Below are 26,036 nucleotides of genomic sequence, written 5' to 3' on the forward strand. Positions count from 1 at the left end.
CGCCCGTCGCCCGCCGGCACGGGCGGGGGCCTCAGTGCGTCACGACCGGCGCCGTCGAGCGGCGACCCGCAGCGTCGCACCGCCCGCGACCAGGAGCACCGCGCCCCCGAGGAGAGCGAGCGGCACCGTGACGCCGGTGTTCGAGAGCCGGTCGATCCCCGGGCCCGGGCGCGCCGGGTTCGTGTCGAGCGTGTTGGTCACGACGACCCCGACCACGGTGCCGTCGCCGACGCGGACCTGCTCGGTGCTGAGGACGGCCTCGGTCCAGGTGGCACCGGCGACCGGCGCGGGCGCCTCCTCGACGAGCGTCACGAGGGCGCCGTAGGGGAGAGGCTCGCTGACGACGGGCACGCCGTCGGCCGCGACGACCACGGTGCCCTCGCCCGCTGCGAAGCCGTCGCCCGCGGGGTACGTGTAGCGCACGACGAACTCGGCGTCGGCCGGCAGGAGGTGTGCTCCGGTGCCGACGACGTCCTTGCGCACCGAGAGGTACCCGGTCGTCCGCTCGATCGAGTTGACGACGTCGAGCGCGTAGGTCGAGTCCTTCGTGACGACGAAGCTGTTCGCCGCGCCGTACGTCGGGGCCGACCAGGTACCGCCCTCGACGGCCTCGGGCGAGTCCTCGGCGACCGTGACCACGGCCCCGGCGGGAATGTCGCGAACCGTCACGGTGGTGCCGTCACCCGGCACCGAGACCGTCGTCGCTTCGAGGGCCGCCCAGGTGTCCCCGGCAGGATAGGAGTAGGTGAACGTGTACTCGTCCTCGGGCGCGACGAGCGCGGCACCTGACCCCTCGACACGCTTGGAGAGCGCGAACGCACCCACGTCCCGCGAGATCGAGTTGGTGAGCGTGACCTCGCTCGTCGTCCCGTCACCGATCGTCACGACCCTGGGCGCGAAGGTGCCGACCTCGCCCCAGGTCGCTCCTGCGACGTCGGCCGGGGGGAGCTCGGAGAGGGTCAGGACCGCACCGTAGGGCAGGGGACCGCTCGTGACGACCTCGCCGTCCGCCGGCACGACGAGCCGACCGTCGCCAGCGGCGAAGCCCGTGCCCGCGGGGTACGCGTACCGCACGACGAACGTGTCGTCGGCGGGCACGAGCCCGGCGCCGGTCCCCTCGATCGCCTTGCGGACCGAGACGAACCCCGCGTTCAGGGTGATGACGTTGTCGAGGTCGACGGCCACGACGTCGTCCTTGATCACGGTGAACGTCTGCTCGCTGAACGCCGGTTCGCCCCAGGTGCCGCCCTCGACCTCGTCGAGGACCTCCGTGAGCGTGACGCGGGCGCCCGCGGGCACCTGGTCGACCACGATCGCGGGCTCGCCCGCCGTGACGGTCACCTCGCCGGTGCCCGCCTCGTCGATGCCCTGCGCCGGGTCGGCGGGGTAGGACCACCGGACGGTGAACGTGGGGTCGGTCACGAGCCCGGCCCCGTCCCCCGCGAGGCGCTTGGTGAGGCTGAACGCGCCGAGGTCACGCGTCACGGTGTTGGTGACGGTCACGTCCACGGTGCCGCTCGCATCGGTCACGAGCACCTCGGAGGGCGAGACGGCGGGCGACGACCAGGTGCCGCCCGGTACCTTCGTCGGGGCGGGCTCGGTGAAGCGGACGGTTGCCCCGACCGGGAGGTCGGGGACCGAGACCCGGTCACCCGTGGCGGGCAGGGTCACGCGGCCGCTGCCCGCCCCGATGCCGCGGCCGGGCACGGCGTCCCAGGCGTAGGCCAGGGTGAACGACAGGTCCTGAGGGAGGCGGAGGCCGTCGTCGTTGACGACGACCTTGTGGGCCTGGACGGCTGCGCGGGCGAGGGTCGCCCGGTTGACCAGGCGGATCTCGGTGACGCCACCGAGGTTCGACCGGTCGGCGCCGAAGGTCAGCTCGAGGCGCTCGGAAGTGGTGCCGTCCGGCTGGACGAAGACGGGGTCGGCCCAGGTGACGTTCTCCGGTCCGGTGGGCGTGATCTCCTCGAGGCGGACCGTGGTGCCCTTGAACAGCTCGTCGGTGAGGAAGGTCTGACCGGCGCGCAGCTCGACGGTGCGCTCATCGGTGACCTGGCCGTCGAGCAGCGCCGTGTAGCGCACGCTGAACGCCGAGGTCAGGGTCGTGTCGCCGTGGAGCTCCTTGGTGAGCTGGAGCTTGCCGAAGTTGCGGCCGACGACGGTGCCGGAGCCCGACCAGCGCGTGGCCTGTCCCGTGACGACGTGCGAGACGTCTCCCTCGATCGTGTACCGGGCCGTGTTCGCGTAGGTGGTGGCCTTGCCCTCGTCGAGGGCGCGGACCGTCCACTCGACGCGGTAGACCGAGCCGGTCAGACCGGTGTGACCTGGGGGGAGCGACTCGCCCGCGGCGCCGGCGACCGAGGTGAACTCGACCCGCAGCCCGTCCGCGGAGACGGTGACGTCGGAGGGTTCCTTGGCCCGGAGGTCGGCCTGCTCGCGGCCGAGCCGGTCGTAGCTCGTGGAGCGGCCCTCGTAGACGGTGGGCGTGCCGAGGAGCTCGTAGGTCGTGGGGTCGAGCACGTCCTCGACGACGACGGCGAGCCCTGCGGGCATGCCGTCGCTCGGCGCGGGGACGGACACCGTCCAGGTGATCGTGTCGGTGAGGTTGTCGTACCAGCCCCACTTGCCCTGGTGCTGCCCCTGGTAGGTACAGCTCTCCGTGCAGCGGTCGGGGTTGGGCGTGACGGTCACGGTGACGGGGCCGTCGACGGTACCGAAGTCGAACACGTGCTCGACGGTCGAGAGGTTCTCGAGCCAGACGTCGGCCCGGACGGTGAACTCCCCGCTCATGGCGACCTCGTGCCCGTCGACGTATGCGGGGTCGACGGTGCACGTGATGGTCGTGGCGCCCACGACGCACTCCCCGGCCGCATCGCCGTCGGGAGAGATCATCGCGAACCGGTCCGCTCGCCCGGTGAGTCCCGCGGGCAGGTCGACGGTCACGCTGACGGGGTTCGTCGCCTCGCCGGGGACGCTCCACCGCACGGTGAGCTCCTGGGTGCTGCCGTCGGCGAGCTCCTGCTTGCTGAACGAGATGCTGTCGACCGAGATCGGGGTCCCGGTCGCCGCATGGGCGGTGAGGGCGTTCGTGGTCAGCACGGAGGCGAGTGCGAGGAGGAGGGTCAGCAGGAAGGCGACCGGTGATCGTCGTCCGGTGTGCGTCCTCCGGTCGGGCAGGGCAGTCACGTCTCACGGGTCCTCTCGTCGCGCGGCGGTACCGCGGTGTGCCCGGCCGGTCCGGGCACTCCGGGGGAGACATGGCTGGTGCGTGGACATGACGTCATATTCCGGTGATACCGGTCACAGAGTTAGACGTACGTACCAGAATTAGCGCGGAGGGGGCGCTCACGCCGTTCGACCGTCCGCCGCTCTTCGCCGACGCGCGATGATGGTCTGATGAGCACCGTCCCGCACCGAGGCCTCGCGGTCAGCCCGGCCCTGACGATCCCCGAGGGCGAGCTCGCCTGGCGGTTCTCGCGTTCCTCGGGCCCGGGCGGGCAGGGTGTCAACACCACGGACTCGCGCGTCGAGCTCTCATGGGACGTCGAGGCGTCGGCCGTCCTGTCCGACTCCCAGCGCGCGCGCCTCCTCGCCCGCCTCGACAAGAGGCTCGTCGCCGGGGTGCTCACCGTGACGGCGAGCGAGAACCGCGAGCAGCTCCGCAACCGGGCCGCCGCGCGGACGCGCCTCGCGGTGCTCGTCGCCGAGGGCCTCGCTCCGCCGGCGCGGCAGCGTCGGGCGACCCGCCCCACGCGCGGCTCGCAGGAACGTCGCCTCGCGGCGAAGAAGCAGCGGACCACGACCAAGCAGATGCGCCGCCGCCCCACGGACTGACGGCACCCGACGGACCGACGGCGCCCGACGGCGGCGCGCACCGGGGGCCTCGCCTCACGACCGTCCGGCGGCCGGGACAGCACGACGGCGGCGCACCGGTCCGTGGACCGGTGCGCCGCCGTCGTTCGTCGGGCTCAGAGCCCCGGGGAGCTGCGGATCAGAAGAGCGGCTCGGTCGAGATCTCCTCGGCCGACGGGGCGACGACCTGCAGGTCCTCGCCCCAGTTGGAGAACGTCATCTCCATGCTCGTCCCCATGAGGTCCACGACGACCTTGCGCATGAGGTCGTCACCGTCGATCCAGTACTGGTACGTCAGCGTCTCGGGGAGGGCGGCACCTGCGGCGTCGGCCTGCTCCGCGATCGAACCCGTGAGCTTCGTGGTGTCGACCACGACCGTGTAGGGCAGGGCCTTGACGCCGTCGACGTCGACGGGCTCGCCGTCCTTCTCGACGCTCTTGATCGCGCCGTCGAGCGCCTCGACGCTCGCCGTCGGGTCCATCTGCTCGGTGAGGCCCTCGAACGAGGAAGCCATGGGGTTGGTCTCGTCGGCGGGGTCGATCGCGACGAACTTGTTCTGGCTGAGCTCGCCCATGTTCATGTAGAAGACGCCGTCGACGAAGCGGATCTGCATCTCGCCCGAGCCCGGCACCGTCATGGTCATGGCGAGGTTCTGCGAGCCGTCCGTGAAGACGATGTCGCCGGTCATGTCCATGGTGGTGCCCTCGACAGCGGTCGAGGTCGCCATGGTCACGCTGCCCGCCGCGAGCTGCGCGTCGGTGATGCGCTGCACGAAGTTCTCGGCGGTGAGGTCCGACGACGAGTCCTTCGCGGGAGCCTTCTCCCCCTCGGGCGTCGCGGACGAGGAGGACGCGGGGGCGTCGGTTCCCGACGAGCAGGCGGCGAGGCCGAGGACCCCGACGGACGCGACGGACAGGACGGCGATACCGCGGACGAGACGCACGAAGAAGGCTCCCTCAAGGGTGGTGGGGTGAATGGTGGCGTGGTGACCACGGGGTCAACTCTGGGGGGTGGAGGGGGCCCACCGCAATGGGGAGCGCTCCCCATGGTGGGTGATGTCTGCCGGGGGATGGGGCCCTGACCCGCCGGCACCGGATGCCGACCCCGTCCCGCGGTGCGAGCATCGACCTGGCGGGGGCCGCCGTCGGGCAGGCCGCCGCGCGTCGCGCCCGTCTCGCGGAGAGGAGCCCTCGTGCACGCAGCCCTCGTCACGTCGTTCGACCAGCCGCCCCGCTACGCCGAGATCCCCGACCCCGTGCCCGGCCCGGGCGAGGTCCTCGTGCACGTCCTGGCCGCGGGTCTGCACCCGCGCGTCCGGTCGGGCGCCGCGGGCACGCACTACACGAGCGACGGCGTGCTGCCGCTCGTCCCGGGCTTCGACGGCGTGGGCCGCACCGAGGACGGTCGGCGCGTGTTCTTCGCCGGCCTCCACGCCCCGCGCGGGAGCATGGCCGAGCTCGTCGCGGTGCCCGAGGACCACCTCGTGGACCTGCCCGAGGGGCTCGACGACGTGACGTTCGCGGCCGCGATGAACCCGGCGATGTCGGCGTGGCTCGCCCTGCGGCGCCGCGCCGACGTGCGGTCGGGCGAGAGCGTCCTGGTCCTGGGGGCGACGGGCAACGCCGGGCGCCTCGCGGTCCAGCTCGCCCGTCACCTGGGCGCGAGCCGCGTCGTCGGGGCCGGGCGCGACCCCGCCTCGCTCGAGGTCGTCAGGCGCCTCGGGGCGGACGCGGTCGTGCCGCTCACGGCCGACGACGCGGCCGAGCGTCTCGCCCGCGAGGCCGCGGACGTCGACGTCGTGGTCGACTACGTGTGGGGAGCGCCGACCGAGGGGGCGCTCGCAGCCGTGACGGGGGCGCGGACGGACCCTGCACACCTGCTGCGATGGGTCCACGTCGGTGCGACCGCGGGGCCGACCGTCACGTTGCCCGCGGCGACGCTCCGGAAGACGAACGTGCAGGTCAGCGGCAGCGGTCAGGGGTCCGTGCCGCCTGCGGGGATGGTCGCCGCCGTCCGTGAGCTCGCGGCCCTGCTGCCGCAGGTCCGGCCCGAGGTCGACGTCGTGCCGACCCCGCTGCGCGACGTCGAGGCGGCCTGGGGCGCCCGGACGGCGTCGGGCACGCGGATCGTGCTCGTGCCGTGACGCTTCACCCGCTCCTGGGTGCGCAGCGAGCGGCCGGGCCGGGGCAGGATACGCACTGACCCGGTACCGCCCGGTCCCGGGAACCGACGGAAGGACGAGGACATGAGCGAGTCGAAGGGTGGCGCACTAGGTGGCCTGGGCGGCATCGTCGCGAAGGCCAAGGAGGCGCTGACGGACGAGCGCATCGACCAGGTCGCGGACCTGGTCAAGGGCCGCACGTCGGACTCGGTCGACAAGCACGTCGACACGGTGGCCGAGCAGGCCAAGAAGCTCAACGACAAGTGAGCGGCGCGGGGCGGTCCCGTCGGGGCCGCCCCTCGGTCGTCGGCCGTGGTTCCTGCGGGAGGCCGCCAGGTCGGCGCTGCGGGTGCCCGACGGCGTCGCTCACCGCCGGGGGCGTCCCGACCTGCGCGGGTGGTCACCGCGGGGGTGCCGACCCTGCCGTCGCGGCGCCGGGGCGGTGCCCGCCGGCGCGGCGGCCCAGTGCTCGGGGTGGTCGAGCCCGGTGGGCAGGCGCGTCGCGGCGTCCCCACGGGCCGCAGCGACCTGGGCCTGGGTGAGGAACAGTGCGTCGGTGAGGTCCGCGCCGCGCAGGTCGGTGCCTCGCAGGTCGGCCCCGACGAGGTCGGCGCAGCGCAGGTCCGCCCCCTGCAGGTCGGCGCCGACGAGCAGGGCACCGCGCAGGCTCGCGCCGCGCAGGTCCGTCCCGGCCAGGCGCCGGCCGACGAGGTCCGCGCCCCGGTGGTCGGCGCGACGGCCGCGCGGCTGGTGCGCCGAGCGTGCGCGCGCTCCCTCGCTCGCACGCAGCAGGAGCGGGTTGACGCTGCCCCGCAGCGCGTCGAGGTGCAGGGCGAGGAGGTCGTCCGGAGTGCCGAGGGAGAGGCGTTCGACCCGGTCCACGGCAGCGCGCAGGTCTGTGGTCAGCGCCGGGTCGTGGGCGGCGGTCAGTGCCACGGCCTCGGTGAGGTACCACAGCAGCTCGTGGACGTGACGCAGCACGGGCAGCAGCGCGAACATCGACGTCCGCACCTCGGGGTGCTCGCGCCAGTCCTGCCCGGCGAACGTGACCCGGGAGATCTTCTGGCCCGCACCGAAGCAGTCGTAGACCGTGCACCCCGCGAACCCGCGCTCGCGGAGCTCGGGGTGGATGCCGCACCGGTGGTCCGGCCGCAGGTTGCGGCAGGGCTCGCCCACGTCCTTGTCGATCGGGAAGTCCGACGAGCGCGTGAACGCGAGCGCGACGCAGCACAGGCCGAAGCAGCTCGCGCAGTCGGCGTGCAGGCCGAGGCGCTCACGATCGGTGGAGGGACTCGGCGACGGCATGGGACTCCTGGTGGCGCGGGCGGGTCTCCAGTACATCGCGCTGCCGCTCGGGAGTCGAGCGAGTTCCGGGTGTCCGGTTGTCGCCCTGCGGGTGACGCGGGTACGCCGCAGGGCCGACGTGCCCGTGGGGAGCCCTCGACCGGACCTCGCCCGCAGGGTCGATGTGCGCCGCGGTCCGCACGCCTAGCGTGGGAGCAGCGCACCACCCGCCTCCCGTCCTGCGGACCGGAGGCGGGTGGTGGGCCCGACGGCGCTGCACCCGGCGACCGTCCCCGTCGGCCCCGCGCACCACGCCTCGGCCGCAGATCCTTCGGAGCGTGCTGTGCAGAGCAAGGTCGGTCCTGTCCTCGTCGTCGTCGGTTCGATCCTGGGCATCGCCCTGCTCGTGGTGGGCTTCCTGGCATTGCGCACGGCGATCGTCGACCGGCCGATCGACTCGTACTTCCTCACGTACGAGGTCACGTCGGACACGGGGGTCGAGTCGGTCGTCTGGACGCAGGCCCCCGCGGGGGACCGCACGGGGGCGTCGGTCGAGCAGAGCGCGCCCGGTCCCGTCGAGTCGCCCTTCACGACCGAGGCCGTCGTGGCCGCCGGGCAGTCGGCGCGGATCGAGGCGACCCCCGCCGGGGAGGGCATCGCGTCGTGCCGTGTCCTCAAGGACGTGGGGCGCACCAACGAGGCCGTGCTCATCGAGGCCACCTCGACCACGCCGGGCGCTCCCGTGACGTGCGACGTGACGATGCCGACCGACCAGAAGTTCGCCAGGTAGGCCGCGCGGCCCGGTGGGGGCGGCGGTGGCGGCCGGTGAGCGGGCCGTGGGCGTCCTACCGGCGGTTGTCCGAGATGTGAAAGAGTTGCCGCGCGCACGTCGACCGGTGTGCGCATCGTTCGCCGAGAGGTCGTCATGGGTTTGCTGAGCTGGTTCAAGGGTCGTCGGAAGAAGGCGGAGGCCGCGCCGGTGGTGAGCGTCGCGTCCCTGTTCGACGCCACCCAGGGGACCGCTGCCGACACCGCTCCTGAGCAGGCGCCCGCCCGCACGACGGCGCCGACCGCGCCTGCCGCAGCGGTCGAGCCTGCGACGACGCCCGTCGCCATCGCGGTGCTGGAGCCCGAGACCGCGCCGAAGGTCGAAGCACCGGCCGTCGTCGAACGGGAGCCCGTCGCGGCCGCAGAGACGGTCGAGGTCACCGAGGTAGTCGAGGTCACCGAGGTCACCGAGGTAGTCGAGACGGTCGAGGTCGCCGAGACCGGGACCGAGACCGAGACCGAGACCGAGACGGAGATCGAGACGGTGACCGGGACCGAGACCGTGGTGGTCGCAGCGGTCGAGGTCGTGGAGGCGCCCGAGGAGGTCGAGGTCGTCGAGACCGGAGCCGTCACGGTCGAGGTCGTCGAGTCGGTCGTCGTCGAGGAGGCGCCCGTCGTCGAGCCGGTCGTCGAGCCCGCAGCCTCCCTGACCCCCGCGGCCCCGAAGAGCACCGGCTATCTCCTGCCGGGCGAGACGACCGCCGAGATCCGCACCTGGGCGCTCGCGAACGGGCACACGGTGAGCCCCAAGGGCCGCCTGCCCAAGGCCGTCCTCACCGCGTACCGCGCGGCGAACGGCGAGGCCACCGCAGCGGACTGACCCCAGCATCACCCGCCGGTCCACGGACCGGCCCGCGACGGCGGCGCACCCGGGATCGAGCCCGGGTGCGCCGCCGTCGTCGTGCCCGCGGCAGCCGGCGACGGGACGACGACCTGATCCTTTGGGGTGACCCCGGGTCGTCCCGACTGGCGATGTGTACCGTCCGCCCGCGCGCATAGTCTCGCCACATGCCTCCCGCTCCGCCGATCCGCTACGTGCCCTACTCGGCCTTCGACCTGTCCTGGCGGCTGGCGGCCGCGTGCGGGTTCGGCGCCCTGCTGTACCTCGCCAACGCGCTCCTGACCGCGGAGGACCCTCAGGGGGCGACCTTGGAGCAGTGGGCCACGATCTTCCTGCTCGACCTCCTCCTCGGCGTCGTGGCGCTGGTCCTCCTCCCGGCGGTCCGTGCGGCACCGCTCACCGTGACGCTCCTCATGGGGGCGGTCGGCGGCTTCACGACCTTCGGTGCGGGGGCCGTCGTGATCGCGCTGATCTCGCTCGCGACCCGTCGACGGTGGCGCGAGATCGCGGGCGTCGGGCTCGTCTACATGGCGTCCAGCCTGGGGAACGAGGCGCTCTTCCGCTCGCTGATCCCCGAGTGGGCGCAGACGCCGTGGTGGGTGTGGGTCGTCGTCGGGGCGCTCGTGTACGCCCTGCTCGTCGCGATCGGTGTCTCGATCGGGAACCGCCGCGACCTCGCGGAGTCCTGGCGCGTGCGGGCCGTGACGGCCGAGCGTGAGCAGGCCGCGCGCGTCGACCAGGCACGCTCGACCGAGCGCACCCGGATCGCGCGCGAGATGCACGACGTCCTGGCGCACCGCATCTCGCTCGTCGCGATGCACTCGGGCGCGCTCGCGTACCGCACGGACCTCACGCCCGAGGAGTCCGCGGCGGCGGCGGGCGTGATCCGCGACAATGCGCACCTCGCGATGACGGAGCTGCGCGAGGTCCTCGGTGTCCTGCGCGAGACCGACGTCCCGGGCGGGACCCCCGAGCGCCCGCAGCCGACGCTCGTCGCGCTGCCCGACCTGCTGGCCGAGGTGCAGCGTCCGGACGGCTCCGACCCGGTCACGTGCGAGGTCTCCCCGGACACGGCCGAGCATCTCGCGGGGCTGTGCGACCAGGTGAGCCGGAGCGCGTACCGCATCCTCCAGGAGTCCCTCACGAACGCACGCAAGCACGCGCCGGGCGAGGCGGTCCGCGTCGAGATCGACGGCGCCCCGGGGGAGGGGCTCACGGTGCGGGTCACCAACCCGCTCGTCGCGGTCCGCGTGCCCGACGCCGGCGACGAGCCGCGGCTGTCCGGTGCGCCGTCGTCGGGCCTGGGGCTGACGGGGCTCGCCGAGCGCGCGCGGCTCACCGGCGGCGAGCTGACCGCACGGCCCGACGGGGCGGGGCGCTTCGTCGTGAGAGCGTGGCTCCCGTGGACCTGACCCCCCTGGCACCTGCCGTGCCCGAGACCGCGCCGGCGAACGCACCCCTGCGCGTCGTCCTGGTCGACGACGACACGCTGGTCCGTGCGGGACTGCGCCTCATCCTGGGCGGCGACCGGGCGATCGAGATCGTGGGCGAGGCCTCCGACGGGATCGCCGCGGTCGCCGAGATCGCGCGTACCCGGCCCGACGTCGTCCTCATGGACATCCGCATGCCGCGTCGCGACGGGCTCGCTGCCCTGGAGATCGCGCGCGCCGCCGACCCTGCGCTCAAGGTCATCGTCCTGACGACGTTCGACGCCGACGACATGGTGCTGACCGCGCTGCGGCTGGGCGCGGCGGGCTTCCTGCTCAAGGACACGCCGCCGGCCGAGCTCGTGGCGGCGGTCCGGCTCGTCGCGCAGGGGCGGTCGATGCTGTCCCCGTCCGTGACGCAGCAGCTCATCACGGCCGTCGCGCGTCAGCCCGTCGACGACCGGGAGGCCGCCGCGAAGGCGCGCCTCGCGCGGCTGACCGAGCGCGAGCTCGAGGTCGCGCTCGCGATCGGGACGGGGCTGTCCAACGCGGACATCGCGGCGAGCCTGTTCCTGAGCATCGCGACGGTCAAGACCCACGTGGGGCGGGTGCTCGACAAGCTCGGGGCCGACAACCGTGTGCAGGTCGCGATCTGCGTGCACGACGCGGGGCTCGTCTAGCGGGTCAGGGCACCTCGTAGAGCAGCAGCGCGACGTCGTCCTGGGCACCGTCGGCGAGGAGCTCGGCGAGCAGCGCGTCGGGCAGGTCGGACGCGGGGTGCTCCTCGCGGATCGCGAGGGCCGCGTGGGCGAGGCGGCGCAGGCCCTCCGAGAGGTGCTCGCCGCGGCGCTCGACGAGCCCGTCGGTGTACAGCACGACGGCGTCGCCGCTGTCGAGCGCGGCGGTCGCCTCGGGGCGTGGTGCGGTGCTGAGGGCCAGCGGCGTGCCCCGACCCTCGTTGAGCCAGCACGTCTCGGCCTTGTTGACCACGAGCGGCGGCAGGTGACCAGCGGCCGAGTACGTCAGGGTGCGGGCGTTCTCGTCGACGATCGCGCACAGGACCGTCGCGAGCTCGGCACCGGGCAGCGTCCGTGCGAAGCGGTCGAGGCCCTCGAGCGTGGCCGCGGGGCCCAGGTTCTCAAGGAGCAGGGCGCGGCTCGCGCTGCGGAGCTGACCCATGACGGCCGCGGCGCGCAGGCCCTTGCCCACGCAGTCGCCCACGACCAGGCCGAACCGCCCACCGGACAGGTCCACGACGTCGTACCAGTCGCCGCCGATGAGGAGGCTGTCGTCGGCCGGGCGGTAGCGCGTGTGCCACCCCGGGGCCGTCGGGTCGTCGGGCAGCATCGCGTCCTGGAGGGCGTTCGCGACGTTGCGCAGCTCATCGACCTGCCGGATCTGGGTGAGCGTGCTGCTCAGCGCGGTGCCGACCGCGGAGGCCACGAGCTGCAGGAACGAGCGCTGGTCCTCGTCGTCGGGGCGGAGCGGGTTTCCCTCGAGGACGATCACGCCCGCGACGGACCGGTCGCGGCTCGCCGCGAGGGGGGCGACGAGCGCCGTACCGACCTGCTCGAGTCGTCGCTCGTCGGCGACCTCGCGCAGGACCTGCGACGGGACCGACTCGTCGTGGCGCTCGTGCGTCGACGCGAACGCCACGAGACCGGCCGAGGTGTCGAGGTAGAGGTCCGCGCGGGTGACGTCGACGCTGCGCCCGAGCACCCCGACGGTCGCGGCGGCGAGCTCGTCGACGTCGCCCTGGAGGCGCTGCAGGGTCGCGGTGAGGGTGCCGAGCGTCTGGAGGCGTCGAGCGTCGACCACGTGGCCCGTGGTCTCGGTCGCGACGTCCATGACCCCGCAGATCGTCCCGTCCTCGTCCCGCAGGGGGCTGTACGAGAAGGTGAAGGCCGTCTCCTCGTCGAAGCCCGAGCGGTTCATGATCAGGACCTGGTCCTCGGACCAGGTGGGCACGCCGGTCTTCAGGACCCCGGCGAACAGGGGCTCGATCTCGTCCCAGATCTCGGCCCACACCTCGCCTGCCGGGGCACCCATCGCGCCAGGGTGCTTGTCCTGCCCGAGCATGGGCCGGTAGCCGTCGTTGTAGATCATGGTGAGGTCGGGACCCCAGGCGATGAAGATGGGGAAGCGCGTGCTGAAGCACAGGCGCACGGCGGCGCGCAGCGTCTTGGGCCAGGTGTCGGGGGAGCCGAGCGGGGTGGCAGACCAGTCGATCGACCGGGCCAGCTCACCGCTCTCGGTGCCCTGGGTGGCCAGGTCGAACCAGTCGGAACTCACGACTCATGATAGGAGGTTCCGGCAGCGCGCCGTGCATCCTGTGCAGTGCACACCGGTGCCGCCCACAGCCCTGACTGCGCCGAGCGTGCAGTCCGGGTCGTCAGACCTGCCCGGTGGACGACCCGAGCTGCGCACTGGGCGTCGCCGACGCCCCGCGGCGTCACCCGCGTTCCGGCACGCCGACGAGCCCCGACTCGTAGGCCGCGATCACGAGCTGGACGCGGTCGCGGCACCCGAGCTTGCGCAGCACCTCCGACACGTGCGACTTCACGGTCTGCTCGGTGATGAACAGCTCGGCCCCGATCTCGGCGTTCGACAACCCCCGGGCGACCGTGAGCAGCACCTCGCGCTCGCGGCCCGTGAGGTTCTCGATCCCCGGGGCGGCCCGGGTCGTGCGCTGCGCGAAGTCGCCGACCAGGCGGCGTGTGATCGTCGGGCCCAGGAGCATCGAGCCGTCCGCGACGAGACGCACACCCTCGACCAGACGGGGTGCCGGGGTGTCCTTGAGCAGGAAGCCCGAGGCCCCGGCCTGGAGCGCGTCGAACACGTACTCGTCGAGGTCGAACGTCGTGAGGATCAGGACGCTCGTGCCCGGGTGGCGTGCGCAGATCTCGGCCGTCGCGGCGATCCCGTCCATGACGGGCATGCGCACGTCCACGACCGCGACGTCGGGCCGGTGGGCGGCGACGACGTCGAGCAGCTCGGCCCCGTTCCCCGCCGACCCGACGACGTCGATGTCGTCGGCCGCGTCGAGGATCGCGGCGAAGCCGTACCGGACCACGGGCTGGTCGTCGGCGACCACGACGCGGGTCACGCGTCGGTCCCGTCCACGGCGTCGGGAAGCGGGGCGGCCAGGTCGTCGCCCGTGGAGCCGTACCGGAAGGTCTCCGTGCGCTCCGGTGCCGTGGCCGGTTCCGGCTCGCCGACCGGGAGCGTGAGGTCGACGACGAACACGCCGTCCTGCTCGCCCGCCGTGAGCGAGCCGCCGATCGACTCGACGCGCTCGCGCATCCCGAGCAGCCCCCGCCCCGGGGCGGCGGGGGAGGTGCGGGGGACCAGGAGGTTGGAGAGGCGCGCGGTCACGGCCGTGCCCGACGACGTCGCTCCCGTCCCGAGGGCGAGCGTCACCGGCTGGCCCGGGGCATGGCGGCGCGCGTTCGTCAGCGACTCCTGGACCGCGCGGTAGAGCACGAGCCCCTGGGTCGGCGGGAGGTCGGGCACGTCTCCCACGACCGTCACCTGCTGCCCGGCCGACCACGCCGCGTCCACGAGCGCCACGACGTCACCCGCCCCGGGCTGCGGCGCCCGGTCGGCGCCCTCGGTGCGCTGCAGCACCGCGAGCACCTGACGCAGCTCGCCCAGCGCGTGCCGGGCGTCGTCGGCGATCTCCGCGAGCACGACCCGGGACTCGGCGTCGATCGACGGGTGCACGTACGGTGCCGACTCCGCGCGGACGGCGACGAGCGAGATGTGGTGCGCGACGACGTCGTGCAGGTCGTGCGCGATCCGGGCCCGCTCGACGGCGACGGTCTCGACCGCGAAGGCCTGGTCGGAGGCGCGAGCTGCGGCGGCCGTGCGCGCCCGTGCGCGGCGGCTCGCGCCGACCGCCGCGCTCGTGGCCAGCACGGCGACCGAGTAGACGACGTAGAGGACGAAGGTGATCCACGCGTCCCTGCCCGGGGTCACCGGGCCCACGGGCAGCAGCGCGTAGATGCCCGTGACGCAGTACCCCGCGGCGATTCCCACCGCGAGGACGAACGGTACGACCGCCCGTCGCCACCCGTCGTACGCGCAGACCACGGCGATCGCGAGCAGCGCGAGCCACCAGGCCCAGACGAAGGTCGCGACCAGCGGAGTCAGGAGGAAGGGCCAGCTCGCCAGCACACAGGCGAGGGCACGGGAACGACGCGAGAGGAGGACGCCGACGGTCGCGCTCAGACTGCCCACCTGGAGGACCGGTGTGATCAGCGACAGGGACGCGAGGCTGTCCCCCCACAGCCCCAGAGGGGACCCGAGGAGAGGCATGAAGGGGGTGATCGTCGCGAACAGCCCCACGAGCAGGGCGAGCACCCCGGGGAAGACCCAGGGACGCCAGGCTCCGGTCCGGTCGGAGCGGCCGGGGACGACGACCCCGGCGGTCGGCGGTAGGGCGATGGGCTCGGTCGGAGGGGCAGCGGTGACCATGTCGACGATTGTTGCGGGTCCGGCCCGGGGTGCGGCACCGGCGTGCGACGGACCCTGCCTCCCTCCTGCGGGGGAGGCGCTCGCGGTGGCATCGAATGCCGAGAAGTGAGTAGATGCCCCCGGATCCGGCGATCCAGGGGCATCTACTCACTTCTCGGTCGGGCTCCGACGAACGTCAGACGCGCACGACCATCTTCCCGGTGTTCGCGCCGCGCATGAGGTCGAGGAACGCGTCGACGGACTTCTCGATCCCGTCGACCACGGTCTCGTCGAACACGACCTCGCCGGCCTGGAGCCACGCGCCCATGTCGCGCGAGAACGCGGGGAAGTGCTCGAGGTGGTTGCCGATCGTGAAACCGCGGAGCATGAGGCTGCGCGTCACCATGTTGCCCATGTTCCGCGGGCCCACCGCGGGCTCGGTCTCGTTGTACTGCGAGATCGCGCCGCACAGGGCCGCGCGGCCGAAGTCGTTGAACGCGCCCAGCGCGGCCTCGAGGTGCTCGCCGCCGACGTTGTCGAAGTACAGGTCGATCCCGTCGGGTGCGGCGACGGCGAGCTGGTCGGCGACCGGCCCGTCCTTGTAGCTGAAGGCCGCGTCGTAGCCGTAGCGCTCGGTCAGGAGCGCGACCTTCTCGGGGGTCCCCGCCGATCCGACGACGCGCCCCGCGCCCTTGAGGCGAGCGATCTGGCCGGCCGCGGTGCCCACTGCCCCCGCAGCGCCCGAGATGAACACGGTGTCGCCCTCGCGCAGGCCCGCGATCTCGAGCAGCCCGACGTAGGCCGTGAGCCCCGTCATGCCCAGGATCCCCAGGTAGGCGGATAGCGGCACGCCCGGGAGCTCGGGGACCACGCGGAACGCGGCCGCGTCGCCCTGGGCCACGTCGCGCCACCCGAGCTGGTGCAGCACGACGTCGCCGACGGCGAAGCCCTCGGCCGTCGAGGCCTCGACGCGTCCGACGGCGCCGCCCGTCATGGTCTCGCCCAGCACGTAGGGCGGGGTGTAGGACTTCACGTCGTTCATGCGTCCGCGCATGTACGGGTCGACGGACACGAACTCGTTCCGGACGCGTACCTGGCCGGGGGCGAGCTCACCGAGCTCGACCTGGACGGTGCGGAAGTCGTCGTGCGTGGGCCAGCCGGTGGGGCGGGCGACGAGCTGGATCTGCGTGGAGGAGGTCATGCGTCGGGGTTTCCTTCGGTAGGGGTTCTGCGGGGGATGGCTTGGTGGCCGTCAGGACACGAGGGTGATCACGAGCAGCACGACCGCGATCGCGGGCGGGACGGCCTGGACGAGCGCGGCGCGGGCCTTGGCGGGCGACGAGACGATCAGCACGAGCCCGGCGAGGACCATCGAGCCGGTCGCGCTCAGGACGAGCGCGGCGCCGATCCCGGTGTGCTCGCTCGTGACCAGCACGATGCCGATCACGGTGATGGCCGCGAGGAACAGGTTGTAGAAGCCCTGGTTGAACGCGAGCTCCTTGGTGGCGCGTGCCTCCTGCGCGGTGGTCCCGAACGTGGCGCGGGTCCGTGGTGAGGTCCAGGACACCGACTCGAGCACGAAGATGTAGACGTGGATCAGTGCGGCGAGGCCGGCGAAGACCAGTGCTGTCGCGGTCATGGGTGGTGTCCTCCAGGGTGAGGGGCGTGCTCTCGTGCCCGCCGCTGCCGGCGCGAACGCCTTTCTGAACCAGTCGGTCTACTATTCGACGGTACAGTTGTGTACCGGTCGGTGCAATACGAGGCGTGGAAAGTGAGGCGGTCCACATGGGCAGGTCGCAGTCGTTCGACACCACCACGGTGGTCCAGGCGGCCCGGGACGTGTTCTGGGACCAGGGCCTGGACGGAGCATCCCTCCCGGACCTCGAGCGCGCCACCGGGCTCAACCGGTCGAGCCTCTACCACGCGTTCGGATCCAAGCGGGGGCTGTTCGACGCGGCCGTCGAGGACTACCTCGACACCGTGATCCGCCCCCGCCTGCGCCCGCTCGTCGCCGCAGGCCAGGGGAGCGCCACCGTGCCCGAGGCCGGACGAGCGGTGGTGACGTACTTCGACCGTCTCGCCTCCGCCGTCGGGCAGCTGCCCGCCGACTCCCCGCGGCTCGGCTGCCTCCTCGTGGGGTGCGCGACCGGGGCCGCCGGGCACGACGAGGCGCTGCGCGCCGCGGTCGAGGCCTACCGGGCCGAGCTGAGCGACGCCCTCGCCGGGGCGCTGCGTGCCGCGGACCCGGCGCTCGCGGACGACGCGGTCGAGCGGCGTGGGCGCCTGCTGCTCTCGCTCCAGCTCAGCGCGCTCGCGCTCGCGCGCGTCAACCAGGACGAGGCCGTCGCGATGCTGCGCGCCGCCCGCGACCAGGCGGCAGAGTGGGTTCCGCGCGACGCGTAGCGGTGCGGGGCGCAGATGCTTCGTCTGATAGGAAGTAATTCCCCGAACGAGACGAGAAGCCCATGGAGTTCGCCCCCTACCTGATCGCCGGCGTCCTGGCGGTCGTCGGCGTGACCGCCCTCGCGCCACGCCTCGGGGTCGCCGCCCCGCTGATCCTCGTGCTCCTGGGCGTCGCGGTGTCGTTCCTCCCCGCGGTCTCGGCCGTCGAGGTCGACCCCGAGTGGATCCTCGCGGGCGTGCTGCCGCCGCTGCTCTACTCGGCGTCCGTCAGCATGCCCGCGATGGACTTCCGGCGAGACCTCAAGGCCATCAGCGGCCTGTCCGTGGTGCTCGTCGTCATCAGCGCCGTGGTGCTCGGCCTCCTGTTCCACCTGCTCGTCCCGGGGATCGGGCTCGCGACGGGCATCGCGCTCGGCGCGATCATCAGCCCCACCGACGCCGTCGCGACCTCGATCGTCAAGAAGGCCGGCGTCTCGCCGCGCGTCGTGACCGTGCTCGAGGGCGAGAGCCTGCTCAACGACGCCTCTGCCCTGGTGCTGCTGCGCTCGGCCATCGCCGCGACCGCCGCGACCGTCTCCGTGGGGCAGGTCGCGGGCGACTTCGTCTACGCGGTCGTCGTCGCCGTCGTCATCGGCCTCCTCGTCGGCAAGGCGAACCTGTGGCTCCGGTCGCGCGTGCGCGAGGCCACCTCCAACACCGCGATCTCGTTCGTCGTGCCCTTCATCGCGTTCCTGCCCTCGGAGCACCTGGGCGCCTCGGGACTCGTCGCGGTCGTCACGGCCGGCATCGTCACGGGCCTCGGCGCACCCAAGCACCTGAGCCCGCAGGACCGCATCGCCGAGAAGGCGAACTGGCGGACCGTCGAGCTCCTGCTCGAGAGCGGGGTCTTCCTGCTCATGGGGCTCGAGGTGTTCGGGCTCGTCGAGGAGGTCCGCGCGGAGCACGGCAGCCTGTGGACGGCTGCGGGGCTCGCGCTCCTGGCCGCGCTCGTCGTCGTCGCGCTGCGCTCGGTGTTCGTCGCGGCGCTGCTGTGGCTCATGAAGCGCTCCAACCGGCGCAACCCCGAGGTGCGCGAGAAGCTCGCGGCCGCGACCGACAAGCTCGACCGCGGCGAGCTGCCCACGACCGCGGACCGCGGACCGGGCAGGGGCGGGCAGCGACGCCGCGCGCCGCGCCGCGCCGGGGCCCGAGGCCCTGGGCGTCCCGCCGGTCCGGGGGAGGCGCCCTCGCTCGATGACCCGCGCGTCCAGAGCCGCATGGCCCGCGTCCAGACGTTCCTCACGCGCCGCATCGCCGACATCGACTACCTGGCGGCCGAGCCGCTCGGGCGCCGCGAGGGCGTGCTGCTCGTGTGGGCCGGGATGCGCGGCGTCGTGACGCTCGCGGCCGCCCAGTCCCTCCCGGCCGACACCCCGCACCGCGCGCTGCTCGTCCTCATCGCGTTCTTCGTCGCGGCGGGCACGCTACTGGTCCAGGGCGGCACGCTGCCGTGGGTCGTGCGACGCCTCGACCTGACGGTCGACACCTCGACCGAGAACGACGAGCGGCTCGCGCTCCTGGGCGAGCTCTCGCGCGTGGCCTCCGAGGTGATCGACGCGCCCGGCCTCGCCCGTCCGGACGGGACGCCGTACGCGCCCGAGACGATCGAGCGCGTGCGCCAGGAGATCGCGCACGACGACCTCGTGGACCGCGAGGCGACCGAGGCCGACGAGCAGCACCGGCAGTACCGGGAGCTGCGGCTCGCGGTGCTCGCGGCCCAGCGCGAGGAGCTGCTGCACGTGCGCGACCACGGCACCTACAGCTCGGGGGCCATGGACGAGACGCTCAAGGTGCTCGACGCGAGCCAGATCAGCGTCGAGATGCACGCGCCGTCCGCGGAACGGTAGCCCCGCGCGGCACCGCCCCCGCCGAGAAGTGAGTTGGTGCCCCTGGATTCGGCGATCCAGGGCCACCAACTCACTTCTCGGCGGGGTGCGGCCGGAGTGCAGGGCGCGCTACGCCGTCTGGTCCCGGGCGATGCGCACGAGGTGCAGCAGCGCGTCCAGGTCGATGTCGGCGAGGGCCTTGAAGCTCACGCTCGAGCTGCCGATCTTGGCGCGACCGAGGGTGTGCGCGTACTTCTGGGCGACGTACTGGTCGTCCTCGACGGCGTTGACGTACACGCTCAGGTAGTTCTGCTGGACCGCGAGGCCGACCGCGAACCACTCGACGCTCCCGCCGCGGGGACGTGCCTGGAGCAGGTCGCCGTACCCGATGATCCGCTGGTCGGTGCCGCCCCAGGAGACGCCCTCCCACAGGACCCGGGAGCGGCCCGCCATCACCTCCGAGATCTCGGCGTCGAGGCGCAGGGCGTCGTCGCGGAATCGTTCGGGAAGGGTCGTCAGGTACTCGTCGGGGTCGGTCCCGGTCTTCTGCACGGAGAGCTCCATCCGGTCGGGGCGGCTGGTCGAACGAGGCTATGCGGGGTCCCGGGGACAGGCGACCGGGCGCGCCAGAACGTGACCAGACCGTAGCCGCGCAACCCCGGGTGCCCCCTTGCATCTAAGGTGCTATGGTCGAAAGATGTCGCCTCGCAAGAAGTCCGACGACCAGGCCCCCAGCGCCGTCGAACGCGCCTTCGCCGCGGTGTCCGCGTCGATCATCACGGGCGAGACGGCCCCCGGGGCGCTCCTCACCGAGGGCGAGGTCGCCGACGAGCTCGGCATCAGCCGCACCCCCGTCCGGGAGGCGTTCCTCCAGCTCCAGACGTGCCGCCTCCTCACGCTGTTCCCCAAGCGCGGAGCGATCGTCGCCACGGTCGCGGACAAGGAGGTCGCGGACCTCCTCGCGGTCAGGATCATGCTCGAGTCGTCCGCGATCCGCGCCCTGGACGGGAACCCCCTGCCCGACGGCGTCGCGCACGACCTCGACGACCTCGTCGCCCAGCAGGTGGTCGCCGAGCAGGACGGCGACCTGCTCGCCTTCTCGCAGGCGGACTTCGCGTTCCACTCCCGGGTCATCCGCGCCGGCGACAACGACGTGATCGAGGACCTCTTCGCACAGCTCGGCCCACGCCTCGAGCTCCTGACCCACCGCGCCGTCCGTCGGGACGCGACCTCACCCACGCGGCTCCTCGCCGACCACCGCGTGCTCGCCACGCTCGCCCGCGCCGGAGACGCGCAGGCCTACGAGGCCGCGCTGCGCGCGCACGTCCAGCGGGGCAACTACGGCTGACGGGCCCGCCCGCCTGGCTCCGCCGTCCCCTCGACCTCCCGCTCGGCCTCCTGTCGTGGCCGTGCCCTGCCCGTCGACGGGCCGCCCCGTCTCACCGTCGTCGTCCCCCGAGAAAGAACATGAACCGCCAACGCCCCTTCCCCGGCTGGCTGCGCGTCGCCCCGGCCCTCGTCGTCATGGCCTGGGGCGGGAACCACTTCACGCCGCTGCTGCACATGTACCAGGACCTCGGCGACTACTCGGTCGTCATGGTCGACCTGTTCCTCGGCATGTACGTCCTGGGGCTCGTGCCCGGCCTGCTCGTGGCCGGCCCGCTGTCCGACAGGTACGGGCGCAAGCCGCTCGCCGTCGTCGGCGTCCTGGGCGGGATCGGGGCCAGCGCGCTGCTGGCCCTGGGGTTCGGCAGCGAGGTCGTCATCTGCCTGGGGCGCCTGCTCGCCGGACTGAGCGTGGGCGTCGCGATGTCGGTCGGCACCAGCTGGGTCAAGGAGCTCTCGAGCCCGCCGTTCGACCTGGGGACCGACCCGACCGCGGGCGCCCGCCGCCCGTCGCTGTCCCTGACGCTCGGCTTCGGGATCGGCGCAGGGGTCTCCGGGGTGCTCGCCCAGTGGGGGCCGTGGCCCACGATCACGCCCTACGCCGTCCACGTCGTCCTCAGCGTGGTCGCGCTCGCCCTGCTCGCGAGCGCGACCGAGACCATCGGAGGGCACCGGTCGACGACCTCGCTCCTCGCGGACCTGCGGGTCCCCGCCGCCTCGCACCGCCGGTTCGTGCGCGTCGTGGTGCCCGCGGCCCCGTGGATCTTCGGGGCCGCCGGGATCGCCTACGCCGTCATGCCGCAGCTCGTGGTCGAGCAGACCGGCGACCTGTCCCTGGCCTACGCGACCCTGCTCACGGTCCTCACGCTGGGCACGGGAGCGGCGGTCCAGGCGTTCGTCCCGGCGATCGACCGCGTCACGCGCGGCCGGGCGCTCGTCGTCGGGATGGGCCTGATGCTGGTCGGCATCGTCCTCGCCACGGTCAACGCAGCCGTGCTGTCGCCACCGCTCGGGGGGCTCGCCGCGGTGACGCTCGGTGCTGCCTACGGGATCTGCGTGGTCGCGGGACTGGTCGAGGTGCAGGCCGTCGCGACGCCCACCGACCTCGCGGGACTCACGGGCGTCTACTACAGCCTGTCCTACGTGGGCTTCCTGCTGCCCGTGGTCCTGGCCGGGGCGACCGCGCTCGCCGGGTACACCGTGCTGCTCGCCGTGGTCGCGGTGGCCTGCGCGGGCTGCCTCGCCGCGGTCGCCCGAGGGCTGCGCGCCACGGCGTGACGGCAAGCTGTCGCTCGCACGCGACAGCAACAGGTCGAGACGTTCGGATGAGGTCGGTCGGTCCGAAGGGGTGAGTCGGCACCCCCCTGCCGGGCGAGAACGTAGAGGGGTCAGGGCGCGACCAGCGCACACACCCATCACGTAGGAGCTCGACGATCATGAAGGTTCTTCGCACCGTCACCACCACTGCTGTCTCCGCCGCACTCGTGCTGGGTGGTGGAGCCGCAGCTTTCGCCGCCGAGGGGACCGACGTCCCCGAGGCCGGCGCCCCCACGACGACCGATCCCGAGGCTCCGTCCGCGGCTCCTGCCGAGCAGGCAGCGCCTGCCGAGGCGCCCGCTGCGGAAGCGCCCGCCGCCGAGGCGACCGCCCCGCAGAGCACGACGCCGGTCGACCCGGTCGTCGCCCCGGCCCCCGAAGTGCCTGCTGTGCCCGAGGTGCCCGTGGTCCCCGGGGTGCCGACCGACGAGGCAGCGCCCGCCGACCCCGCGCCGGAAGCGCCCGTCGAGGAGGGCGAACCCGTCGCCGAGAAGCCTGCGGCGGACCCCGGGGACCAGGCCGCGACCGGGGCGGACGCCGTCGGGCCGGAGACGGACTCCGCCGCGACCGAGACCACGGGCGCCCCGCTGGCGGCAGCGTCGGCGTTCGGCGCGCTGCAGTCGACGCCGGTCTACCCCGACGCGGACTACCACCCGCACTGGGAGGACGGTGGCGAGGACGGGTTCGGGTGCGACTACTGGTACTTCATGGAGTTCGGTGACGTGACCTCGGGCCGTGACTGGCAGGGGTGGAGCGGGAACCCGCAGCTGCACATCCTGCACCACACGCTCAAGGACGAGGACGGCACGGTCCACATGGTCTACGACCGCGACATCGCGAACTACTGGTACCACGTGTGGTCTGGCGACGAGACCGTGACGCCCGACGCCGAGGGCATCCACTGGGAGAACACCTCGGCCCAGCAGACCGTGCTCGTCAACGGCTACAAGGGCGGGGCCGACCTTGCCGCGCGCGCCGCCGACGCCCGGGTGCTGTTCGACCGGGCCGGAGTGTCCGTGCCCGATGCCGTCACGATCGCCGACTACCAGTACAGCATCGACAACGGCTGGATCACCCTGGCCGACGCCGAGCAGGCCGTCGCGGAGCAGAATGCCCGTCGTGCGGACTACACGGCGTACGAGGCCACGCAGTTCGCGGTCTGGTACTTCTCGACGGGCCACGACGTCATGGGCCTGTTCTTCGACGTCGATGCCTCGGGGCACGTGACGCTGAGCCAGAAGGCGCTCGACCAGTTCTCCGCCCAGGTGGTCCCCGAAGACCCCGACGAGACCTTCCAGTACGACTGGACGCGCACCTGGGACCAGGGCTACCAGAGCGACCGCATGGCGACGATGCAGACCGCGGCCTGGCTCATCGAGCAGGCGCTGAACACGAACGTGGTCATGCCCCAGCCGGGCTTCGTCTCGCACGGGTACGTCAAGAACACCGACGGCTCGACCGACTACGGCTTCACGGCCTCGCTGGTGGGCGGTACGGGCGACATCCACGTCGAGCTGCGCACCGCCGACGGCCGGGCCGTGCCGGCCGGCGTCACCCTCGTCGACGCCCAGGGCAACACGATCACGTCGGTGACTCCGGGCCAGCAGGTCTTCGTCCGGGTCCCCGCGGGCCTGGACGTCGCGAGCCTGCCGCAGTTCCAGCTCTGGGGCTCGGCGCAGGGCACCGAGCAGGGCAGCCCGCACTTCTACACCGGCAACGACCACAACAACCACGGCGAGGGCTCGTACGACGAGGAGACCGGCCAGTGGATGCCGGCGACGTTCCCGCACTGGCTCATCGGCCTGGGCGAGCTCGACCAGCCCTCGACCGCCTGGGACTGGATCGGCATCAGCCTGGCCGACGAGCCCGAGGCCCCCGTCACCCCGGAGGACCCCACGGATCCTGAGAACCCGGTCACCCCGGAGGACCCCACGGCCCCGGAAGCGCCCGAGGACCCGACGACGCCCGTCGCCACCGACGCCGTGGCCCCGGTCTTCGTCGACACCGAAGGGACGGTCCAGACCGTCGCCTCGAGCGACCCGACCAACCTCGGCCTGACCGACACCGTCCCGGTCGCCACCGCCACCCAGGACGCCCAGGCCGCGAACCTCGCCACGACCGGCGCCGACGCGGGACTGCTCGCGGGCGCAGGAGCCTTCATCGTCCTGACCGGTACCGGGCTCGTCCTCGCCGGACGCCGCAAGACCCGCACCACCGACAGCTGACCGCCCGCCGTACCCAGAAGCAGGCCGCCCCCTCCGACCACGGAGCGGGCGGCCTGTCCGGTGCACGCTTCGACCGCCCTCTCGTGGCCTTCCTGGCTAGCCTGGCAGCATGCGGATGCCCGCTCGGGGGTCGATCACGCGGCGCGACGTCGCGGTCGCGTCGTTCGCTGCGCTCGCGGGGGTCGCCGTGGCGGTCTCTCGCTCGGTGGTGGGCACCCAGGGGGCGCCGTTGTGGGCCGAGCTCGTCGCCCAGCTCCTGGGTGCGGCCTTGCTCCTGCGACCCGTTCTGGTCGGACCTGCTCTGGTGGGCTGTGCGCTCCTGTCCTGGGTCTCGCCGATCCCCGCGCTGATCCTCGCGGCGTTCGCCGCGGGCGAGCGGCTCACCCCACGGCGCGGGACGACCTGGGCGGTGGCCGGCGCACTTCTGGTCCTCCCTGCTGCGCCGCTCGCGTTCGGCCGGTCGGACGTCGCGATGGGTACGGTGCTGGTCCTGCTCGTGCTCGGACCGTGGCTCGCGGGCAGGAGCCGACGCGCGGAGCGGGTAGCGGCGGCCGCTCTCCGCGACCGGAGCGCTCAGGCCGCGGAGCACCTCGCGGCCCAGGTGAGGGCCACGGAGCGGGAACGTCTCGCACGAGAGATGCACGACGTCGTCGCGCACCGGATCAGCTACGTCGTGCTGCAGAGCAACCTCCTCGGGACGAAGGTGCGCGACCCACGGGTCCGCGAGGACGTGGACCGGATCCGCGACACGGCACGCGAGGCGCTCGAGGAGATGCGCGGGATGCTGCACCTGCTCGGGCGGGACGGGACCCCGGTGACGATCGAGCAGCCCTCCTTCCGGGACGTCGCGGTCCTGGTCGAGGAGGCACGTGCCGTGGGGCAGCCCGTCGAGATGGACGCCGACGTCGTTCCTGGGGAGCCGCCCGGGCTGTCCGAGCGCACCGCCGTGCGGATCGTGCGCGAAGCCCTGACCAACGCCGTGCGCCACGCGCCGGGGGCGCAGACCACCGTGAGCGTCGCCGAGGAGGACGGCGCACTGCGGGTCGCGGTCGTCAACGGTCCCTCGGCGATCCCCGAGGTCGAGATGCCTACCGGAGGTCACGGGCTGCAGGGGATCCGCGAGCGGGTCGCCCTGGTCGGGGGGACCGCCATGATCGGCCCGACGCCCGAGGGCGGGTACCGCGTCGACGTGCTGCTACCGAGGAGGAACGCATGACCCGAGCCATCCGTGTCGTCGTCGTCGACGACGAGCGACTGTTCCGTGAGGGCATCGCAGGCCTGGTCGATGCGGCCGACGACCTCGACGTCGTCGGGACGGCCGAGAACGGTCGGGAGGCAGTGGCGGCGGTGCTGTCGCACCACCCTGACGTCGTCCTCATGGACATGCAGATGCCCGTCATGAACGGCATCGAGGCCACGCAGGAGATCCGTCGGGCGTCGCCCGAGGTCCAGGTCGTCATCCTGACGAACTTCCAGTACGACGAGTACGTCGTGCCCGCGCTGCGCGCCGGGGCCGCGGGCTACCTTCTCAAGGACAGCACCGCGACCGAGGTCCACCAGGGGATCCGGGCCGCGACCGCCGGGGAGGCGATGCTCTCTCCCGCGGTCACGCGGCATCTCCTCGACTCGCTCGGCCCGGCCATGAGCACCAGGCAGGCCGCGGCACGGGCCAAGGTGGGCCGGCTCAGCGAACGTGAGCGCGCCGTCGTCGGGCTCCTCGCCACGGGCCTGTCGAACGCCGAGATCGCGCGGGCGCTCTACATGGCCGAACCGACGGTCAAGACCCACCTGACCCACGCCATGGTCAAGCTCGGGGTGACGAACCGGACGCAGGCCGCGATCCTCGGCCACGACGCCGGACTGCCCGACGAGGGCACCGGGTGAGCGAGGCGCCCCTGGGGCCTCGGCGGTCCGGGGGCGTACCGGCCTCAGCGAGACGTCCGTCGTGCGCCGTAAGGTGTCACCGAGTGCCGCTGACGATCCGCGGCGAGC

At 73.1% G+C, this 26,036-nt stretch carries 23 protein-coding genes; 14 read left to right on the forward strand and 9 right to left on the reverse strand.

The genetic code is table 11. The features are described 5' to 3' along the window. Positions 1–39: 39 nt before the first annotated feature. On the reverse strand, positions 40–3,186 hold the full coding sequence (locus ACZDYF_RS15855) for a DUF5979 domain-containing protein (protein ID WP_475059184.1): 3,147 nt from the start codon (positions 3,184–3,186) through the stop codon (positions 40–42). A 210-nt stretch (positions 3,187–3,396) separates the two neighbouring features. Here ACZDYF_RS15855 and arfB point away from each other — a divergent pair, with 210 nt between their 5' ends. Continuing rightward, positions 3,397–3,834 (forward strand): alternative ribosome rescue aminoacyl-tRNA hydrolase ArfB, encoded by a 438-nt coding sequence (gene arfB, locus ACZDYF_RS15860; RefSeq protein WP_475059187.1) that lies wholly within the window; start codon positions 3,397–3,399, stop codon positions 3,832–3,834. Positions 3,835–3,991: 157 nt separating this feature from the next. Here arfB and ACZDYF_RS15865 read toward each other — a convergent pair whose 3' ends face one another. After that, the gene (locus tag ACZDYF_RS15865; RefSeq protein WP_475059190.1) at positions 3,992–4,795 is read right to left on the reverse strand and encodes an SCO4651 family lipoprotein; all 804 of its coding nucleotides are present in this window, start codon (positions 4,793–4,795) and stop codon (positions 3,992–3,994) included. Positions 4,796–5,044: 249 nt separating this feature from the next. Between ACZDYF_RS15865 and ACZDYF_RS15870 the strand changes: the two genes are divergently transcribed. Both ACZDYF_RS15870 and ACZDYF_RS15875 read left to right on the forward strand, forming a co-directional pair. Beyond that, complete coding sequence (locus ACZDYF_RS15870; protein ID WP_475059194.1) at positions 5,045–5,995, forward strand: quinone oxidoreductase family protein; 951 nt, start codon at positions 5,045–5,047, stop codon at positions 5,993–5,995. 102 nt (positions 5,996–6,097) lie between these two features. After that, entirely contained in the window at positions 6,098–6,280 is a 183-nt protein-coding gene (locus ACZDYF_RS15875; RefSeq protein WP_191791162.1) for a hypothetical protein, read from the forward strand. 99 nt (positions 6,281–6,379) lie between these two features. On the opposite strand, the gene ACZDYF_RS15880 is transcribed toward ACZDYF_RS15875, so the two are convergent. Then, positions 6,380–7,318, reverse strand: coding sequence for a pentapeptide repeat-containing protein (locus tag ACZDYF_RS15880; RefSeq protein ID WP_475059198.1), 939 nt, complete (start codon positions 7,316–7,318; stop codon positions 6,380–6,382). A 322-nt stretch (positions 7,319–7,640) separates the two neighbouring features. Between ACZDYF_RS15880 and ACZDYF_RS15885 the strand changes: the two genes are divergently transcribed. The 4 genes from ACZDYF_RS15885 (at position 7,641) to ACZDYF_RS15900 (ending at position 11,073) form a co-directional block, all read left to right on the forward strand. After that, positions 7,641–8,087: a hypothetical protein gene (locus ACZDYF_RS15885; protein ID WP_475059201.1), complete on the forward strand. Its 447-nt coding sequence runs from the start codon at positions 7,641–7,643 to the stop codon at positions 8,085–8,087. A 135-nt stretch (positions 8,088–8,222) separates the two neighbouring features. Continuing rightward, positions 8,223–8,945 carry an Lsr2 family DNA-binding protein gene (locus tag ACZDYF_RS15890; RefSeq protein WP_475059205.1) on the forward strand — a complete coding sequence of 241 codons (723 nt, stop codon included), beginning with the start codon at positions 8,223–8,225 and terminating at the stop codon, positions 8,943–8,945. 188 nt (positions 8,946–9,133) lie between these two features. After that, the gene (locus tag ACZDYF_RS15895) at positions 9,134–10,378 is read left to right on the forward strand and encodes a sensor histidine kinase (RefSeq protein WP_475059208.1); all 1,245 of its coding nucleotides are present in this window, start codon (positions 9,134–9,136) and stop codon (positions 10,376–10,378) included. Further along, the gene (locus tag ACZDYF_RS15900; protein ID WP_475059414.1) at positions 10,375–11,073 is read left to right on the forward strand and encodes a response regulator; all 699 of its coding nucleotides are present in this window, start codon (positions 10,375–10,377) and stop codon (positions 11,071–11,073) included. The genes ACZDYF_RS15895 and ACZDYF_RS15900 overlap by 4 nt, the downstream gene beginning before the upstream one ends. 4 nt (positions 11,074–11,077) lie before the next feature. On the opposite strand, the gene ACZDYF_RS15905 is transcribed toward ACZDYF_RS15900, so the two are convergent. The 5 genes from ACZDYF_RS15905 to ACZDYF_RS15925 all read right to left on the reverse strand — a co-directional run bounded on the left by ACZDYF_RS15905 (position 11,078) and on the right by ACZDYF_RS15925 (position 16,487). After that, positions 11,078–12,685, reverse strand: coding sequence for a PP2C family protein-serine/threonine phosphatase (locus ACZDYF_RS15905; RefSeq protein ID WP_475059213.1), 1,608 nt, complete (start codon positions 12,683–12,685; stop codon positions 11,078–11,080). 160 nt (positions 12,686–12,845) lie between these two features. Further along, entirely contained in the window at positions 12,846–13,499 is a 654-nt protein-coding gene (locus tag ACZDYF_RS15910) for a response regulator transcription factor (protein WP_475059216.1), read from the reverse strand. Beyond that, positions 13,496–14,869 carry a sensor histidine kinase gene (locus ACZDYF_RS15915; RefSeq protein WP_475059219.1) on the reverse strand — a complete coding sequence of 458 codons (1,374 nt, stop codon included), beginning with the start codon at positions 14,867–14,869 and terminating at the stop codon, positions 13,496–13,498. The genes ACZDYF_RS15910 and ACZDYF_RS15915 overlap by 4 nt, the downstream gene beginning before the upstream one ends. Positions 14,870–15,044: 175 nt before the next feature. Then, a complete protein-coding gene (locus ACZDYF_RS15920; RefSeq protein WP_475059222.1) occupies positions 15,045–16,049 on the reverse strand; it encodes an NADP-dependent oxidoreductase in 1,005 nt (334 codons plus the stop codon). Positions 16,050–16,100: 51 nt separating this feature from the next. After that, entirely contained in the window at positions 16,101–16,487 is a 387-nt protein-coding gene (locus ACZDYF_RS15925) for a DUF1304 domain-containing protein (RefSeq protein WP_475059225.1), read from the reverse strand. A 146-nt stretch (positions 16,488–16,633) separates the two neighbouring features. Here ACZDYF_RS15925 and ACZDYF_RS15930 point away from each other — a divergent pair, with 146 nt between their 5' ends. Continuing rightward, entirely contained in the window at positions 16,634–17,251 is a 618-nt protein-coding gene (locus ACZDYF_RS15930) for a TetR/AcrR family transcriptional regulator (protein ID WP_475059229.1), read from the forward strand. Positions 17,252–17,313: 62 nt separating this feature from the next. Further along, complete coding sequence (locus tag ACZDYF_RS15935) at positions 17,314–19,137, forward strand: cation:proton antiporter (RefSeq protein ID WP_475059232.1); 1,824 nt, start codon at positions 17,314–17,316, stop codon at positions 19,135–19,137. Between the two features lie 108 nt (positions 19,138–19,245). Here the strand turns inward: ACZDYF_RS15935 and ACZDYF_RS15940 are convergent, their stop codons facing one another. After that, entirely contained in the window at positions 19,246–19,668 is a 423-nt protein-coding gene (locus ACZDYF_RS15940) for a DUF1801 domain-containing protein (RefSeq protein ID WP_191791149.1), read from the reverse strand. A gap of 145 nt (positions 19,669–19,813) precedes the next feature. Here ACZDYF_RS15940 and ACZDYF_RS15945 point away from each other — a divergent pair, with 145 nt between their 5' ends. The 5 genes from ACZDYF_RS15945 to ACZDYF_RS15965 all read left to right on the forward strand — a co-directional run bounded on the left by ACZDYF_RS15945 (position 19,814) and on the right by ACZDYF_RS15965 (position 25,928). Then, positions 19,814–20,464: a GntR family transcriptional regulator gene (locus ACZDYF_RS15945; RefSeq protein ID WP_191791148.1), complete on the forward strand. Its 651-nt coding sequence runs from the start codon at positions 19,814–19,816 to the stop codon at positions 20,462–20,464. Positions 20,465–20,583: 119 nt separating this feature from the next. Then, positions 20,584–21,780, forward strand: coding sequence for an MFS transporter (locus ACZDYF_RS15950; RefSeq protein ID WP_475059239.1), 1,197 nt, complete (start codon positions 20,584–20,586; stop codon positions 21,778–21,780). Between the two features lie 158 nt (positions 21,781–21,938). Continuing rightward, a complete protein-coding gene (locus ACZDYF_RS15955) occupies positions 21,939–24,044 on the forward strand; it encodes a hypothetical protein (protein ID WP_475059243.1) in 2,106 nt (701 codons plus the stop codon). A gap of 109 nt (positions 24,045–24,153) precedes the next feature. Beyond that, entirely contained in the window at positions 24,154–25,260 is a 1,107-nt protein-coding gene (locus ACZDYF_RS15960) for a sensor histidine kinase (RefSeq protein WP_475059247.1), read from the forward strand. Further along, complete coding sequence (locus tag ACZDYF_RS15965; protein ID WP_475059250.1) at positions 25,257–25,928, forward strand: response regulator; 672 nt, start codon at positions 25,257–25,259, stop codon at positions 25,926–25,928. Before ACZDYF_RS15960 ends, ACZDYF_RS15965 begins: the two co-directional genes overlap by 4 nt. Positions 25,929–26,036 lie beyond the last annotated feature (108 nt).

The organism is Oerskovia sp. PE-21s (assembly GCF_056158145.1).